General features: G+C 69.4%; 14 protein-coding genes. 7 read left to right on the forward strand and 7 right to left on the reverse strand.

Annotation, left to right across the window (positions count from 1 at the left end):
- The first annotated feature begins 9 nt into the window (after window positions 1-9).
- From ACFXN1_RS41505 to ACFXN1_RS41520, 4 genes are all read left to right on the forward strand, one after another.
- A complete protein-coding gene (locus ACFXN1_RS41505; RefSeq protein ID WP_354835471.1) occupies window positions 10-720 on the forward strand; it encodes a phosphoadenylyl-sulfate reductase in 711 nt (236 codons plus the stop codon).
- A complete protein-coding gene (gene cysD, locus ACFXN1_RS41510) occupies window positions 699-1,652 on the forward strand; it encodes a sulfate adenylyltransferase subunit CysD (RefSeq protein WP_379441246.1) in 954 nt (317 codons plus the stop codon). The genes ACFXN1_RS41505 and cysD overlap by 22 nt, the downstream gene beginning before the upstream one ends.
- Entirely contained in the window at window positions 1,652-2,941 is a 1,290-nt protein-coding gene (locus tag ACFXN1_RS41515) for a sulfate adenylyltransferase subunit 1 (RefSeq protein WP_379399303.1), read from the forward strand. The genes cysD and ACFXN1_RS41515 overlap by 1 nt, the downstream gene beginning before the upstream one ends.
- Before the next feature lie 181 nt (window positions 2,942-3,122).
- Window positions 3,123-3,839 carry a sirohydrochlorin chelatase gene (locus tag ACFXN1_RS41520; protein WP_379441285.1) on the forward strand — a complete coding sequence of 239 codons (717 nt, stop codon included), beginning with the start codon at window positions 3,123-3,125 and terminating at the stop codon, window positions 3,837-3,839.
- A 16-nt stretch (window positions 3,840-3,855) separates the two neighbouring features.
- Here the strand turns inward: ACFXN1_RS41520 and ACFXN1_RS41525 are convergent, their stop codons facing one another.
- Window positions 3,856-4,563 carry a TIGR00266 family protein gene (locus ACFXN1_RS41525; protein ID WP_379441248.1) on the reverse strand — a complete coding sequence of 236 codons (708 nt, stop codon included), beginning with the start codon at window positions 4,561-4,563 and terminating at the stop codon, window positions 3,856-3,858.
- 136 nt (window positions 4,564-4,699) lie between these two features.
- Here ACFXN1_RS41525 and ACFXN1_RS41530 point away from each other — a divergent pair, with 136 nt between their 5' ends.
- From ACFXN1_RS41530 to ACFXN1_RS41540, 3 genes are all read left to right on the forward strand, one after another.
- A complete protein-coding gene (locus ACFXN1_RS41530) occupies window positions 4,700-5,266 on the forward strand; it encodes a hypothetical protein (protein WP_379441250.1) in 567 nt (188 codons plus the stop codon).
- Window positions 5,267-5,290: 24 nt separating this feature from the next.
- On the forward strand, window positions 5,291-5,938 hold the full coding sequence (locus ACFXN1_RS41535; RefSeq protein WP_379441252.1) for an HAD family hydrolase: 648 nt from the start codon (window positions 5,291-5,293) through the stop codon (window positions 5,936-5,938).
- Window positions 5,939-6,054: 116 nt separating this feature from the next.
- A complete protein-coding gene (locus ACFXN1_RS41540) occupies window positions 6,055-6,819 on the forward strand; it encodes an SDR family NAD(P)-dependent oxidoreductase (RefSeq protein ID WP_379441254.1) in 765 nt (254 codons plus the stop codon).
- A 439-nt stretch (window positions 6,820-7,258) separates the two neighbouring features.
- Here the strand turns inward: ACFXN1_RS41540 and ACFXN1_RS41545 are convergent, their stop codons facing one another.
- From ACFXN1_RS41545 to ACFXN1_RS41570, 6 genes are all read right to left on the reverse strand, one after another.
- On the reverse strand, window positions 7,259-9,415 hold the full coding sequence (locus ACFXN1_RS41545; protein ID WP_379441256.1) for an Hsp70 family protein: 2,157 nt from the start codon (window positions 9,413-9,415) through the stop codon (window positions 7,259-7,261).
- Between the two features lie 690 nt (window positions 9,416-10,105).
- Window positions 10,106-11,689: an FAD-dependent oxidoreductase gene (locus ACFXN1_RS41550; protein ID WP_379441258.1), complete on the reverse strand. Its 1,584-nt coding sequence runs from the start codon at window positions 11,687-11,689 to the stop codon at window positions 10,106-10,108.
- Between the two features lie 16 nt (window positions 11,690-11,705).
- A complete protein-coding gene (locus ACFXN1_RS41555) occupies window positions 11,706-12,710 on the reverse strand; it encodes a diiron oxygenase (RefSeq protein ID WP_379441259.1) in 1,005 nt (334 codons plus the stop codon).
- Window positions 12,711-12,867: 157 nt separating this feature from the next.
- Complete coding sequence (locus ACFXN1_RS41560) at window positions 12,868-13,890, reverse strand: Hsp70 family protein (RefSeq protein ID WP_379441261.1); 1,023 nt, start codon at window positions 13,888-13,890, stop codon at window positions 12,868-12,870.
- Between the two features lie 341 nt (window positions 13,891-14,231).
- On the reverse strand, window positions 14,232-16,019 hold the full coding sequence (locus ACFXN1_RS41565) for an N-acetylmuramoyl-L-alanine amidase (protein WP_379441262.1): 1,788 nt from the start codon (window positions 16,017-16,019) through the stop codon (window positions 14,232-14,234).
- 366 nt (window positions 16,020-16,385) lie between these two features.
- Window positions 16,386-16,790, reverse strand: a complete 405-nt coding sequence (locus ACFXN1_RS41570) for a ubiquinol-cytochrome c reductase iron-sulfur subunit (RefSeq protein ID WP_379463881.1) — start codon at window positions 16,788-16,790, stop codon at window positions 16,386-16,388.
- Window positions 16,791-16,794 lie beyond the last annotated feature (4 nt).

Consider the following 16,794-nt stretch of genomic DNA (forward strand, 5'->3'; position numbering starts at 1 on the left):
GAAACATCAATGACCACAACGAAACTCGCGGAATCCGAGCTGCGCGCCCTGGTCGAGAAGGGCAATGCCGAGCTCGGCCCGAACGCGACCGCGCAGGAACTGCTGCAGTGGACCGAGGACACCTTCGGCGCGAATTACATCGTCGCGTCCAACATGCAGGACGCGGTGCTGGTGCAGCTGGCCGCCCAGGTGCGCCCGGGAGTGGACGTGCTGTTCCTCGACACCGGTTACCACTTCGCCGAGACCATCGGCACCCGTGACGCGGTCGAGCTGGTGTACGGCGTGAACATCGTCAATGTGCAGCCGGAACACAGTGTGGCCGAACAGGATCAACTGCTCGGTAAGGACCTGTTCGCGCGGGACGCCGCCGAATGCTGCCGCCTGCGCAAGGTGGTGCCGCTGAAGAAGTCGCTGACCGGGTACAACGCCTGGGTCACCGGCATCCGCCGGGTAGAGGCGCCCACCCGCGCCAATGCGCCCTTGATCTCCTTCGACGAGGGCTTCGGCCTGGTGAAGATCAACCCGATCGCCGCCTGGTCCGACGAGGAGATGGCCGCCTACATCGAGGCGAACGGCATCCTCGTGAATCCCCTTGTCGAAGAGGGATATCCGTCCATCGGTTGCGCTCCGTGCACGCGGAAGCCGGAACCTGGATCCGATCCGCGATCCGGCCGCTGGGCCGGGCTCGCCAAGACCGAATGCGGGTTGCACGCATCATGACCTCCATCGCTGCATCTGATCTTCTCGCTCCGCTCGGGGCAGAATTCGACACTCTGGCCGCCCTGGAGTCCGAGTCCATCCACATCTTCCGTGAGGTAGCGGGCGAGTTCGAACGCCCCGTCATCCTCTTCTCGGGCGGTAAGGACTCCACGGTGCTGCTGCACCTGGCGATCAAGGCCTTCTGGCCCGCGCCGCTGCCGTTCGCGCTGCTGCACGTGGACACCGGGCACAACCTGCCCGAGGTCCTCGACTTCCGCGACAAGGTGGTCGAGAAGTACGGCCTGCGACTGCATGTCGCGTCGGTCGAGGAGTACCTCGCCGACGGCCGCCTGCAGGAGCGCCCGGACGGGATTCGCAATCCGCTGCAGACCGTGCCGCTGCTGGACGCCATCAACGAGAACCGCTTCGACGCGGTCTTCGGTGGCGGCCGCCGCGACGAGGAGCGGTCGCGCGCCAAGGAGCGCATCTTCTCGCTGCGCGATGCCTTCGGCCGCTGGGACCCGAAGCGGCAGCGGCCCGAGCTGTGGAACCTGTACAACGGCCGGCACGCTCCGGGCGAGCACGTGCGTGTGTTCCCGATCTCGAACTGGACCGAGCTCGACATCTGGCGCTACATCGCCCGCGAGGACGTGGAGCTGGCCAGCATCTACTACGCCCACGAGCGCCCGGTGTACCAGCGCGACGGCATGTGGATGACCCCCGGCGTGTGGGGCGGCCCGGCCGACAACGAGGAGCTGCTGATCAAGTCGGTGCGCTACCGCACCGTCGGCGACGGATCCACCACCGGCGCAATCATTTCCGATGCCGCCGACAATGACGCGATTCTGGCCGAGGTCGCCGCGTCCCGGCTCACCGAACGTGGCGCGACCCGCGGCGACGACCGCGTGTCCGAGGCAGCCATGGAAGACCGCAAGCGAGAGGGTTACTTCTGATGTCCGACCTATTGAGACTGGCCACCGCCGGATCGGTCGACGACGGCAAGTCCACCCTGGTCGGACGGCTGCTGTACGACACCAAGTCCGTGCTGGCGGACCAGATCGACGCGGTGACCCGCGCCTCGGTCGACAAGGGTCTGTCCACGCCGGACCTGTCGCTGCTGGTGGACGGCCTGCGCGCCGAGCGCGAGCAGGGCATCACCATCGACGTGGCGTATCGCTACTTCGCCACGCCCAAGCGGTCTTTCGTGCTCGCCGACACCCCGGGACACGTCCAGTACACCCGCAACACGGTGTCCGGCGCGTCCACCGCGCAGCTGGTGATCCTGCTCGTCGACGCTCGCAAGGGTGTCATCGAGCAGACCCGCCGGCACGCCGCGGTCATGGCGCTGCTGGGGGTGCCGAAGCTGGTGCTGGCCGTCAACAAGATCGACCTGGTGGACGATCCGGCGGGCGTGTTCGACAAGATCACCTCCGAATTCGCCGAGCTGACCGCCAAACTCGGCTGGTCGGCCGGCGATGTGCAGGAGATCCCGGTCTCCGCGCTGCACGGTGACAATGTCGCCTCGCGCTCGGAGAACACCCCGTACTACGACGGGCCCTCGCTCATCGAGCACCTGGAGTCGGTGCCGGTGGACGCGGACGTGCACGGCCGCCACGAGGTGGGGCTGCGTTTCCCGGTGCAGTACGTGATCCGGCCGCGCACCGCCGAGTACCCGGACTACCGCGGCTACGCGGGTCAGGTCGCGGCGGGCGTGGTGTCCAAGGGCGACGAGGTCGTGGTGCTGCCGTCCGGCACCCGCACCACGGTCGAGCGCATCGACACCCCGAACGGTGAACTGGGTTCGGCCCAGCCCGGCCGCAGCGTCACTCTGATCCTGGCCGACGACGTGGACGTCTCGCGCGGTGACGTGATCGCCGCCGCCACCGGCGCTCCCGAGCCGATCGAGGCCTTCGACGCCACCGTCTGCTGGCTCGGCGACAAGCCGCTGCGCCCGGGCGCACGCCTGCTGCTCAAGCACGGCACCCGCACCACGCAGGCCATTGTCGGCACGCTGCTGGAGCGTTTCGACGAGCAGCACCTGGCTGCCGATCCGGACCCGGAGTCGCTGTCGCTCAACGACATCGGCCGCATCTCGGTGCGCGTGGCCGACCCGATCGTGGCCGACGACTACAGCGTCAACCGCCACACCGGTTCGTTCCTGCTGATCGACCCCGCGGGCGGCAACACCCTGGCCGCGGGCCTGGTCGGCGACGCGCTGACCGCAGTCGAGGTCGGGGCCTGAGATGAATCCGCCCGGCAACGGCGCAGTTCCGGCCGTCCCGCCGGGCGGAACGGCCGCGCACCGCGCACCCGGGACGCTGTCCACGGTGCGCGGCGGCCCGGCCCGCCCCTTCCGGATCGAGGACGCGCCCGCGCTCATCGCCGTGGCGCACGGCAGCCGGGATCCGCGCTCGGCCGCGACCATGCGGGCCGTGGTCGCGCGGATCGCTGCCCAGCGGCCGGATCTCGATGTGCGCCTGGCGTTTCTGGATCTGAGCACGCCCTCGGTGGATCAGGTCGTGGATGAGGTTGCGGCCGACGGGCATTCGCATGCCATCGTGGTTCCACTGCTGCTGGGCAGTGCCTTTCATGCCCGGGTGGACCTGCCCGGGATGCTGGAGGCCGCTCGCGCCCGGCATCCCCGGCTGCGGCTGACCCAGGCCGAAGTGCTCGGCCCCGATCCGCATCTGATCATCGCCCTGCGCGACCGCATCGTCGCGGCCATGACCGCGGACGCCCCGCCCGCGACCTTGACCGACGTCGCCCACGGCGCGAGCCGGCCCGCCGGTCCACGCTGGGGCATTGCCGTTGCCGCCGTGGGCTCCTCATCCGCGGCCGCCAATACCCGCACCGGTGACGTGGCACGGCTGCTGACCGCGATGACCGGCTGGGACACCGAAATCTGCTTCGCCACCACCGAACCCACGGTGCAGAAGGCGTTCGCCCGGCTCCGGGCCCGCGGCGCGGACCGCGTCCTGGTCGCGCCCTGGTTCCTGGCCCCGGGCCTGCTCACCGACCGGCTGCACGACGCCCTGCCGCAACTGCCGCACGCCGAAACCATCGGCGCGCACCCGCTCCTGGCCGAAGTGGCCCTGGACCGCTACGCCACCGCCGCCCTCCCCCTCGAACTCTCGGCCTGACGTCACACCGGGTGTGTCAGCGCTGCTGGGCGCCGACTTCCGGGATGGGCAGGTACGGGATGAGGGAGTGGGCGAGGTTGGTGATGGTCAAGGACTGCAACCAGACTCGGCCGGGGCCGGTGAGGGCGGCGAGGAAGAGGCCGTCACCGCCGAAGAGCACATTGCGGATGCCCTTGACCATGGTGATGTCGAAATCCACCGAGGCGTCGAACAATCCGACGTGGCCGGGGTGGACGCGGAGGGTTTCGCCGGCGGCCAGATCGTATTGGACCACCTCGCCGGAGAGCTCGACCCAGGCGTAACCGTCGCCGCTGAGGCGCTGCAGCGTGAAGCCGGTGCCGCCGAAGATGCCCGCGCCCAGGCGGCGCTGGAAGCTCAGGGCGACGCGGACATCGCCTGCGGCGCAGAGGAATCCGTGCCGGTGCACCAGGTATTCGCGGCCCTTGCCGATCTGCACGGGCAGGATCTGGCCGGGGAGTTTGGCGGCGAAGGCGACCCGGCCCGGATCGCGGTGGGCGGTGTACTCGGTCATGAACAGGCCCGCGCCCGCCATGGCGCGGCGGACGGCGCCGAAGACGCCGCCCGCGGCGCCGCGGGTGGAGGTGCTGAGGCGGATGGAGTCGGTCATCCAGGAGAGCTGGCCGGCCTCGGCGATGAGCCGGTCACCGGGGTCCAGTGCGACCTCGAGCACCGGCATGACGGTTCCGCGAATCCTGGCGTCCATCAGGTTCTCCCCTCCCGCGCACGACAACTCACACCAGTGTGCCTCGATGCGAGCCGCGGCGGGATCGTTGCCGACTTGCCACCGGGACAACCTTCTTAGTAGTTTAGGATTCCCTTACCTAACAGAAGGCTCGGCCATGCTCCAGACCAGTGACGCCCGGTATCACACCGGGACGGCGGGACTCCCGCACGATTCGTGGCGAATCGTGTCCGCCGCGGCGCTACTGGCCACCGGCGCCTTCGCCGCTGCCGTCTGGATCGCTGCCCACGTCACCACCAGCCCGGCCGTGCACACCGGCGGGCTGTTCATCCACCTGGCGTCGCTGGTGGTGGGTTTCGGCGGGGTGCTCATGGCCGATTCCATTGTCCTGCGGTGGGCCGCAGGACGTCTCGGACTGGCCGAGACCCTGCGGGCGGTCGGCCGCCTGCACGCGCCGATCTGGCTGGGCCTGGCCGGGCTGGTGGCCAGCGGCTGCGTGCTGGAACCGAATCTCGCCTCCAGCATGACCCGCACCAAGCTGGCACTGGTACTCATGCTGACGCTCAACGGGATTCAGGCGTGCGCGCTCAACCGCCGCCTGCAGGCCCGCGGCGAGCGCCCACTGACGCCGCGGCTGCTGGCCTGGGGCGCGGCCACCGGACTGGTGTCACAGCTGTGCTGGTGGGGCGCGACCGTCATCGGCTTCCTCAACGCACAACGCTGAACCACGGCCCGATACGCTGGGCGAATGATCAAGGCTGCGGTATTCGATGTGGGCGAGACGCTGATCGACGAGACGCGCATCTGGTGCCGATGGGCCGACCGGCTCGGCGTGCCGCGCTTCGCGTTCCTGGGCGTGATCGGTGGCATAGCGGCCACCGGGCGGCCGCTCACCGACGCCTTCGAATTGGTGCGGCCGGGCATCGATATCGAGGCCGAGCAGGTCGCGTGGGCCGCCGAGGAGCCGGAAAGCCTGCGCAACAACTTCGACGCCGACGACCTGTACCCAGATGTGCGGCGGGCGCTGGGCGAGCTGCGGGCGCGCGGCATCAGCGTGATCATCGCGGGAAACCAACCGCCGCAGGCGAAATCGGCACTGGAGCGGATGGAGCTGCCGGTGGACGCGGTGTACACCTCGGCCGAATGGGCGCTGGAGAAGCCGGATCCCGAGTTCTTCGCGCGGGTCACGGAGGTGGCGGGGGTCATGCCCGGCGAGATCTGCTACGTCGGGGATCGGGTCGACAATGACGTGCTGCCGGTCCTGGCGGCGGGCATGATGCCGGTGCTCATCCGGCGCGGGCCCTGGGGTTACCTGACCGCCGAGCAGCCCGGCGCTGCGCGGGCGACGGTCGTCGACGGACTCGACGAGCTGCCGGATCTCCTCGCACGGGCTTGATTCCCGTTAGATGACACATCAAGTGTGACGGCCGTTTTCCGCCAGCGGCCGCTCCTCTCGCGGCGTTGACTATGACATGTCAACGAAATCAGCTCTACCGCAAGGGGAATGCAGCCATGACGGATGCTCGATTCGAATCCAAGGTCGTTCTGATCACCGGCGCCACCTCGGGAGTCGGTGCGGCCGTGGCGCGGCGGATCGCCGCCGAGGCCGGGGCCGTGGTGCTCGGGGCACGCGGCAAGGACGCCGGTGACCGGATGGCGGAGGAGATCCGGGCCGCGGGCGGACGCGCGCTGTTCGTGCCCACCGACGTCACCGTCGAAGCCGACGTGGAACGGCTGACCGGGGCTGCCATCACCGAATTCGGCCGCCTGGACGCGGCTTTCAACAATGCGGGCGCGGTCAATGCCTTCGGTCCGGTGCAGGACATCGACGAGACCGGGTGGCGCGCGGATCTGGAACTCAACCTGACGGCCGTCTATTACGGCCTGCGCCACCAGGTTCCGGCGCTCGCGGCCGGCGGTGGCGGCGCGATCCTAAACAATGCCTCCAACCTCGGCGTCGTCGGCATGGCGCAGGTCGCGCCCTATGTCGCCGCCAAACACGGTGTGGTGGGCCTGACCCGGGCCGTCGCCATGGAAGCGGCCGACCAATCCATCCGGGTCAACGCCCTGGTCTCCGGCGCGGTCGACACCCCCGCCTTCCGCGCCTCCATGGGCGCCACCCCGGAGGGCGAGGCCGCCATCGCCGCCCTGCACCCCCTCGGCCGCATCGCCCGGCCCGCGGAAATCGCCGCCTTCTGCGCCTACCTGCTCAGCGACGAGGCGAGCTTCATCACGGGCGCGGCTCTCGCCATCGACGGCGGCTTCACCGCCCGCTGACCCGCGACTGGCCCACCGCCGCGCCCGGGCACAGGAAACGCGAGGTGGGCCGGTCACTTTCGACGATGGGGACGCGGACGTTGCAGGTCCGCCACTCCCCATCGCCGGTCCGTGGGGGAGCTGCCGCTCGCCCGAGCCCGGGGACGAGGTGGGGCGGGTTGGTCAGTCCCGCCGGCCACCTACGTCACCGTGGGGAGCGGGCCGATGGTGGGACGCCACCGACCGATCTCCCCCGCAACCCCCACCGGCGTGCGGGAGAACACGCCCGATGGGGGATTCGCCGAAAGACCTTCGCCCACAACGAATCGAGCCCATCTCAGGTCCGGCGCCCGAACGATGCAGGCGCCCACCGAAGATCAGTGCGGCCAGGAGCGTCGCGGCGGGATCCGCGGTGCGGCCGAACGACCCCGGCCGACGGGATGCACAGTGCCGCAGGGGATCAGTGGTGGCCACCGCCGCCACCTCCGCCCCTGCCGCCGCCACCCATACCGCCACCCATGCCGCCGCCGCCCATACCGCCGTGGCTGCCGCCGGGGCTGCCCATGCCGCCGCCGTGGCTGCCGCCGGGTGAGGAGCCGCCGGGGCTGCCTATGCCGCCGCCGAGGCCGCCGCCCTTGGGGGAACCGCCGCCGGAGGCATTGCCGCCGGTGTTGGCGCCGCCGGTGTTGGCGCCGCCGGTATGGGTGCCGCCGCCGGTCGAGCCACGAGGGGAACCGCCACCGGGGGTCGAGCCTCCGGGAGAGATTGCGCCCGCGCCGGTTCCGCCAGGCTTCGAGCCACCGGGCTTCGAGCCGCCGGGGTTGGAACCACCCGGGTTCGAGCCACCAGGGTTGGAACCGTCCGGAGAACTGCCCGTGTTGGCTCCCGCCGGGTCGCCGCTTGCGCCGCCCGGAGTGCTGCCGCCACCGCCTGCTGGGGTACCGCTGCCGGGGGTCGAGGTGCCGGGATTGCCGCCGGTGGAGGTGCCCGGGGCGGAACCGCCAGGGTTCGAACCGCCCGCGGTTCCGGCTCCGGGTGTTCCACCTGGGGTACCGGGTTGGGTTCCGCCCGAAGTACTTCCGGGAGTTGTGCCACCAGGCTGGCCTGCGCCGGGCTGCCCGGAGCCGGGCTGGCCACTGCCGGGCCGACCCGCGCCGGGCTGACCGGCACCAGGCTGACCCGCGCCGGACTGACCGGTACCGGTCAGGCCCGTGCCGGGTTGGGTTCCGGGTTGCGTTGCGCCGGGGAGGGTGCCGGGGACGCTGACCTTGGGGACCTGGCCGGAGTACGAGCCGACGGTCCAGCCGCCGAGGGCGGAGTTCTGGAACGGGAGGGGGTTTGTGAACTGCGCCGGGTTGCCGTAGGTGCTGACCGCGCCTGTGACAGAGCGGGTTTCGCAGTGGGTGCCGCCACCGGTGGAATCGACGGGGTGGCCGGCGACCCAGGTGGGGGTGACGGTCGGGGCCAGCGGGGAGTAGGCGCGGACGGCTGCCACGGTGGCGATGGCGTGGGTGCCGGTGCCGGGCAGCGCGCCGGCATCGTCGAGGACGATGACATCGTGGGTACCGAGGGGCGCGGTCCCGGCGGACGGGTCGGCGGGTTCGGGGGCGGCCTGGAGTCCGGGTGGTCCGGCAACGGGCCCGCCGAGTACGGTGGCGGCGGACATGGCGAGCGCGGAAGCAACTGCGGCGCCGGAGATCACGGCGGCGCGGGGGGCGTATCGGGCGATGGCGGAGCCGGTGTCCGCGCTGTGAAAGGCCGCGATGGACGCACCCACCGCCACGGTATTGGCCGGATCGGGCGACATGACGACCGGGCGGCCCAGGTCCGACAGCACGCGGGCCACCTCGGCGGGGCGGGCCGCACCGCCGATCAGCAGGACCCGGTCGATCTCCTCCATGTGCAGCCCGGCCCTGTGCACGACCGAACGCACCAACCGTAGCGAATTGCGAATGTGCCAGCTGCGCAGGCGATTCGTGTCGGAGGCGGACACCACGGCCGAGACCGGCTGCGTCGAGCCGGGCGCGATGCTGCGCGCGTAGCGGGCCAGCAGGGTGCCCAGCGGCCGTCCGCCGTAGTCGTGCGAGCGCTCGGCCCGCCCGAGGATGCCGCGTTCGTCGCGATCGGACTCGGTGCGCACGACCGCGACGTCCAGGGCGTTTCCGCCGAGATCGTAGACCAGGGTGAGCCCGGATTCGGAGATGCCGTATTCCTCGTCGAGCCATTCCACCGCCGCCACCGGCTCGGGCATGAGCATGACGTCGGCGGCGCCGGACCAGTCCAGTGCCCGCCGCAATCGCGTGACGTGTTTGTCCGAATAGCAAGCGGGATAGGTGGTTACGGCGGGGGCCTCGGGGGCGTTGGTCTCGATGAGCCCGTTCACCACGGCCGCCACCAGGTCCGCCGGGGACCAGATGCGACCGCCGATGACCACCGGGTCCGGCTCGCTGGTGAGATCGGCGAAGTCGGTGACCACCGGGACGAAGTGGGGAATGCCCCCGATCTGCGGGCCGCCGGCGCTGTCGAAGGTGACGGCGGTCCGGCGAACGCGCACCGCGGGCCGGTTCCGATCACCGGCCGTGGTCGCCCAGACGGAGTTCACTGTGCCGATGCTCATGCCAAAGCCAACTGTCATTGCTATCCCGTCAACGCACCGAGACCACGGCCCACGGGCGTACCAACCATGTGGTCGCGGTCGTTTTCCAAACAGCGCGTTCAGGTTAGCTGGCGATTGCGGTACTCGAATATCGGATTGGGAGAAAAGATTTCGCGTCCAGTAGCGAAGATAGCGAATCTACTGGTCACAGAATCGTCCGAACAAGATCGAATCCAACTGCACGATGAAAGCAACCGAACAGTCTTTCTCAATAGCTACAACTCAGCGAACAAATAATTCATACCGACCGGTAGGCGAAGAGTGTCCGAAAAATCAGACCGCAGTGCCAGTACGGGGGTGTGGACTTCCGATCACTGGTCGGTAGCTGCCCCGGATTACCCCACGCGAGCCGCTTTACCGTCCGTGATTCGCAATGAAATATTCTCTACTACCGCAGATGTCGCAGCGAGCAAACACAGCATTACAACTCGCACAACAACATCGGTACAGTGCCTCCGCTCCACCCATGAAAATTCGCAGTCGGTGCGCGACCGGATACGTTGCCCAGCACAAAAAGTCATTACCGGTAATACGAGAAGCCCACCGAGGCAGGGGAAGACCGGCCACAAAAGGGACGAAACGGCGAAAGCCGCCGCACGCGCAGGGGGTTGGCGTGCGACGGCCTTCATGGGCGGCGCTGACCGGGGTGGGTCAGCGGCGCACCATCAGGGAAAGCTTGCGACGGGGGCGGTTGACCGCGCCGCCACGGATGGCGTGCGGTTGACGCTCACCGACCAGTCGGTCGAAATCGCCTGCGCTGTGCGCCGGTTGCGCCAGGCGGCCGGCATTGAAGTCGTCCACCAGCTGACACACGGTCTGCTGCGCGCAGGACTTGTTGGTGCCGATGAACCCGGTCGGACCGCGCTTGATCCAGCCGGTGACATAGGCACCCGGCACCACCGAGCCGCCGGACTCCTCGAGCACCCGGCCGTCCAGATTCGGGATGACCCCGGCCCGCTCGTCGAACGGTACGCCCGGCAGGGCCACACCCCGGTAGCCCACCGAGGTCAGCACCAGTCCGGCGTCGAGGGTCTCGATCTCCCCGGTCGGGACCGCGTGCACCGCACCGTCATCGCCGGTGACGAGCTCGTTGCGCACCACCTCGACCCCGGTCACTCGGTCCACGCCCGCGATCGCGACCGGCGCCGACAGGTACCGGAAGACGATACGCTTGCGACCGCCCACCGGCCGATCGGCCAAGCCGCGCAACAGCTTCAGCTTGTGCTCGACCTTCTGCGACATGCCCTCGACGATCTCGGGAATCTCACCTTCGACCACGATGTCGACATCCGCGCCCAGCAGGCCCACGAATTCCGGCACGGTGAAGGCGGATTCGGCCGGACCGCGCCGCCCGAGGATCACCACCTCCTCGATATTGCTGCGCCGCAGGGCGTTCAGCGCCCGCTGCGAGACATCGGTGCCGACCAGCAGTTCCGGATCGGCGGTGAGAATCCGCGCGACGTCCAGCGCCACATTGCCGTTGCCCACGATCACCGCGCGGCGGTGCGACAGGTCGAAGAACCGGCCCGCCTGATCCGGGTGCCCGTTGTACCAGGCCACGAAGCCGGTGGCGGAGGTACTGCCCGGCAGCCCCTCCCCCGGAATCCCGAGCTTGCGGTCCGAGGACGCGCCGACCGCGTAGATCACCGCGTGGTGGTGCGCCAGCAGCTCCTCGTGCGAGACATGCTGTCCCACATTCACATTCAGGTAGGACCCGAAGCCCGGCTGCGCCGAGATCACGTCGAAGAGGTCCCCGACCTTGCGAGTCTTGGTGTGATCGGGCGCGACACCGAAGCGGGCCAGGCCGTAGGGCGTGGTCACCTTGTCGAACACGGTCACGGAAACACCGGGCTGCGTGAGCAGTTCGTCGGCCGCGTACATGGCCGAGGGCCCGGAGCCGATGACCGCCACCCGCAGCGGCTCCCGCCCGGGCTTGACCTCCGCGGCCGGAATCGGCTGCGCCAGCAGCGGCCGCGGCCGTTCCTGCCGGTAGAAGTCGGCATTGATCTCGATGAACGGCAGCTGCTCGGAAGTCAGCTTCTTCGACGACGTGATGGCGTCCACCGGGCACGCGGTGGCGCACGCCCCGCAGTCCACGCAGGCCTGCGGGTCGACGTAGAGCATTTCCGCGGTCAGGAAGTCCGGCTCGTCCGGGGTCGGATGGATGCAGTTGACCGGGCAGGCGTAGACGCAGGACGCGTCGCTGCAACAGGATTGGGTGACAACGTACGGCACTGTACGTCCCCCTCCCCTACGCGGCCTTGCCGGAGCGGATCGGCTCCGAGCGGTAGCGCGAGGCCGGGCCGTCGATGCCGAGCAGCTTCCAGACCCGCTTGGAGATCGGGTTCATCAGGCCGATCTCGTGGGCCAGCGCGCGCACGTCGATGAAGTAGTCGCTGAAGACCTGCTTGGCCTCCTTGGAGCCGTAGAACAGCTCCTTGCGCACCTGCTCCGGAATGTCGAACTCCTGGAAGAACTTCTTCGGCGGGGTCGCGATGGAGCGGCCCAGGATGAACATGACGATCGGCATGGCGATCGAGAGGATGAAGCGGTTGGCCGCGTTCTGCTCCGGCACGTGATGCTTGAGGAACTCGTGCGCGAAGGAGATATGGCGCGCCTCCTCGGCGACGTGAATGCTCATGACGCCGCGCATGATCGGGTGCACCTCCTCACCCGAGCGCAGGATCTGCTTCTGGATGTGGTCGATCGGCTCCTCGCCGGCGAGCACGGCCATGAAGAACAGGTTGGGGAACGCGATGGCAACCGGCACGCCGAACAGGCGCAGCTGCCGGACGAGCGGGCCCATGCCCGGGACGTCCGCGCCGATGCGGTTCACCATCTCCTGGAACATCAGGGTGTGGTTGAGTTCCTCGGCCATCTCGTGGGTGCAGTAGCGGAACTCCGCGTCACCGTTGGGCAGCGAGAAGGTGTGGTTCACCATGCCGCTGATCAGGATGGACTCGAACTGCAGGCCGACCTTGGCGATATTGGCCTGCCGGTACTTGCCCACCTCGATCTGCCGCTCCACCGTGAGCGACTGGTACCAGTCGTGGCGACCGAGGGGGTCCGCGGACTCCGGCAGGATCCAGCGCTCGGGGCGGGCGTTGGCGTCGAAGTCGGGGTTGTCCCAGTCGATGTCCTCGTAGGGGTCGAAGTGCTTGTTCACCGACCCTTCCGAGAGCAGCAGCAGCTTGTTGGCGTACTCCTGAGCTTCGGCAACCACGGGGTCGTCAAGGGGGGTCGTGGTCGGAGACATCGTCGTCACCTCTCCAGTCAGTGGCGTTATGTGTATCCCATAGTTACACCAAACAGGAGAGGCGTCAACAGCCCGTTCGCAAGATGCTTGCACGAGTTAGCGCCGGTTAGCACGCGAGGCCGCGGCGAACCGGCGAGTAGCAGGACAAATGATCACTTCAGAGCGCTGCCACCCTGGTGACGCGCCGGAACAGACCCGTCAGTGAACGAGGCCGATGGCTCCCCGAACCCTGGGCGATCAGCGCCTGCCGGGCCGCGATGGCAGCGCCATCGGCGATCGTGCGCTCCGGATCGGAGGCCACCATCACCGGACGCGCCAGCTCCTTGGCGAGCACCTGCGCCACCTCCGGCGGCCGCGCCGCGCCGCCGACCACCAGGATCCGATCCACATCGGCCATGGTGACGTCCGCGATGCGCAGGCACCGGTAGACCAGCGCCAGCGAACGGCGAATGTGCTCGCTGCGCAACTCGCCCGAATCGGCGTCCGAGAGCCCGCGCGGCACCACCTGGGATCCGGCCGTGCGCCGCAGTGTGCGCGCCACCAGGTCCCCGAAGGCCCGGCCCCCGAATTCGACCGAGTGCAGCGATGATCCGACGATGGGATTACTCGGCGCGCCCATGCCCACCCGCAGCAGCGTGACATCCAGCCCGGACCCGCCGAGGTCGTAGACCAGCGCCAAACCCGGTGTGAGCGGCCCCCGTTCGGCAGCCAGCCAGGACACGGCGGCGATCGGCTCGGCCACCAGGCCGGCCCGGGTGAGGCCGACGCCGTCGAGGGCGGTGCGCAGCTCCGCCACCAGGGCGGCGGGATATCCGGCCGGATGGGTCACCGCGATTCCCGTGTCACCGGCGCCCAGCAGCCCCGCCGGCGCCTGCCCCAGCACCTCCGCCACCACGCTGTAGGCCACCGTCGCCACCAGATCCGCGGCCGACAGCGCCCGATGCCCGACCCGCGCGACCGGAGCCCCCTGCTGGGCGAGGTCCGCGAATTCGGTGATGACCCGCCCGTGCCGGGGAATGCGGCCGACCCGGGCGGTGCCCGAACTGTCGAAGGTGAGGGTGGTGCGCCAGGTGGCCGGAGGCGCACCCCGACGGCCGTGCGGAAGCTTTCCGGATCGATCCGCCGCCGTGGAGCAGACCGTATTCACCGTGCCGATACTCAAACCCACACCGAGCGCCATCATCCACCTCGATCGATGAGTCGATTACACCGGCCGTCCGACCCGACCCGAATTCATGCAACTCCTGCGCCGGATGCTTGCCAACCACCGGACACGAGGTTGTCCGCTCGTGCGCCGGTGAGCTGCCACGACCACGCTGTCCAGGCAGTTGATGGCGAGCTACCCCCGCGCGCTCGGATCGCGGAATGTTTGCCCCAATGTCGGCTCTTCGCCCGATACGGCACACCGGATGCCGAGCGGTTCGGATGGGGCCGATGTGGACGAAAATCGCCCCCGCTCCGGAGGATTCGGAGCGGGGGCGATTCGTACCGCACTGATGATTCGTACCGCACTGATACGGACTACTTGGTGGCCGTGCTCAGCAACGTGCTGGTCAGCACCGACACCAGGCTGTAGGCCAGGTTGACCGCGTCGGAAGCGAGACCGGAATCGCCCGTGAGCATCTTGGCGAGCGGGCCGAGGAACTTTACGGCCAGCTGCACCAGCGAACTCACGGAAATCCCGTCCAGCCGAGTGGTTTTGGAATTCTTGTCGGTCGCTGGGGCCTGCGCACCCGGAACCTGGGCAGCCGGGGCCTGCGCACCCGGAGCCTGTGCACCCGGGGCCTGCACGCCCGGAGTCGACTGCGTACCCGGGACGGCCGGCGTGGCCGGAGTCCCCTGACCGCCCGTAGTGCCCGGCGATTGCCGTTGCGGCGCAAGCTGATCCGCGATCGGCCGCGCGACGGGCTTGGTCTGCGCCGGCGGTGCGGGCTGCGCCGCCTGCGGCTGGGCGCCGGTCTGCGGCGGCGTGCCCGGCTGCGGCGCGGCCTGCGGCTGGGTACCCGGCGTCTGCGACTGCTGCCAGGTCTTCAGGAACTGATCGGCGAGCTGCTGGGCAACCTGCAGACTGCCCTCGAGCGCCGCTTCACCCGGCTGCTGCGCCGGAGCCGGATTCTGTGGCGCCGGAGCCGGATTCAGTTGCAACGGTGCAGGCGCCGCCGCATACCCGGGAAGCTGCGCCGGGAACGTCGACGCCTGCCCCTGCTGAGCAGGCGTCGGCTCCGGTTGCGCCGGGGCCTGTCCCGCCTGGGCCGGCGTCGCCGGAACAGCGGCCTGGGGCGCCTGCGCCGGCACCACGGCCGGCTGCGCCTGCGGAACCGCCGCCTGCGGTGTCTGCGCCGCAGCCGGATTCTGTTGCGCCTCAGCCAGATTCGGCTCCACAGGAGCGCCGGCCTGCGGCGCCGGCGCCGGGATGGGGGCCCGCGCGGGCTGCGGCTGCGGCTCGGCGGGCTGCGCCGGAACCTGTTGTCCCGGTTGCGTTCCCGGCTCGGACACCGGCCCGGCGTCGGCGGGCACCGGCACGCCGAGCAGGTAGGACGCGATCCCGGTGGTGATGGTGACGGCGTGCTTGAGCTGTCCCTCGGGGGATTCCAGCTGCTGCGCGTCCTCGGCATTGGCGCCGTTACCCATTTCGAGGAATACGTCCGGCACGGTGGTCAGCGCGGGCCCGGCGATGTCGGAGCGGGTCTGAAGTCCGTCGACCGCCCCGTTGTAGGTGGCGACCTGATACCCGCTCTGCACGTAGGTATCTCGCATCGCCTTGCTGGCGGTCAGCCCAGCGCCGCCCTGCACCTCGTTGACCTTGGCGTCGGCGACGGGCAACGCCGGCACGATGAGGTGGAAGCCGCGCCCGTCGGCAGGACCGCTGTCGGCGTGGATGCTGAGGGCGATATCGGCGCCGGAGGCATTGGCGGCCTTGGCCCGATCGTCGATGCAGCCACCCCAGCCGGTGTCGTCGGGGCGACTCATGACCACGTGCGCGCCCAGGCCCTCGAGCGAGGTGCGCACCAGCTGCGCGACATTCCAGTTGATGGTGTGCTCGGCAATGCCGTGCAGGCTGGTCATACCGGTGGTCTGGCACGCCTTGGTGCCACCGCGACCATCGCTGACCTGCTTGTTCTCATCCTGAGTGTGATTGTCGCCCTGATGGCCCGGGTCCAGGAAGATGGTCTTCCCGGCGAGCTTCTGGGGCAGCTCCGGCAGCGCGGGCGCGGCCAGGGCGGCGACCGGGACGATCCCGGCCACGGTGGTGATCGCCGCGGCGGTGACGGCGGTGCAGATTCCGGCCTTAGTGATGCTTGGCTTCATAAGCGGACGGCGCTCGGGGCGGAGCGCCCCTCCCTTCCCACTAGTAACACCAGACCCAGCTGTTCACTCTGGCAACACCAGTTACTTTCTGGCAAGCTTCGTGATGGAACCGTTACCAGTGGTCAGACGTCCGAAAATCACCATCCTGGGCGCAACCGGCCGCAATGGGCAAAAGACCACTGCGCCCACTATCCCGCACTTCGCAGCCCCCACCCGGGCGACGCGCCCGGACGGAATCCGCCCCCGCAGCTCGAGGCGTGCGGGGGCGGTCAGGTCGGTGCTGAGAGCAGATAGCTCGACACGCCCGGAGCCGAGCTCGGGGCGGCTCGACGCTCTCCCTGGCGTCGAGCTCGATGACGGGTGAGATCAGGCCGAGACGATCTGATCCCCGTCGACGCGGATGGCCCTGGGGTCCAGCGCGCGCGGCGCGGGACCGCCGGCGACCGTGCCGTCCAGGTTGAATGTGCTGCCGTGGCACGGGCACTTGATCAGGCCGCCCTCGACGGCATTCACCTTGCAGCCCAGGTGGGTACAGGTGGACGAGAACCCGTCGAAGGTGCCGGCGACGGGCTGGGTGATCACGGTGTCACCGCTGATGATGCCGCCGCCGACCGGAACGTCGCTGGTACTGGCCAGGACATTGCCCTGTTTCTTGGCGGCGGCCGGGTCGTTCTTGGCGGGGGCCGGATTGGGTGCCGCCGAGGCCGATTTGTCGGAGGTGCTGCTGCAACCGGCCACCACCGCGGTCGCGGCGACCGCAGTGGTGGCCAGGGCG

It is taken from the genome of Nocardia sp. NPDC059154, assembly GCF_042755705.1.
Classification (GTDB): Bacteria; Actinomycetota; Actinomycetes; order Mycobacteriales; family Mycobacteriaceae; genus Nocardia.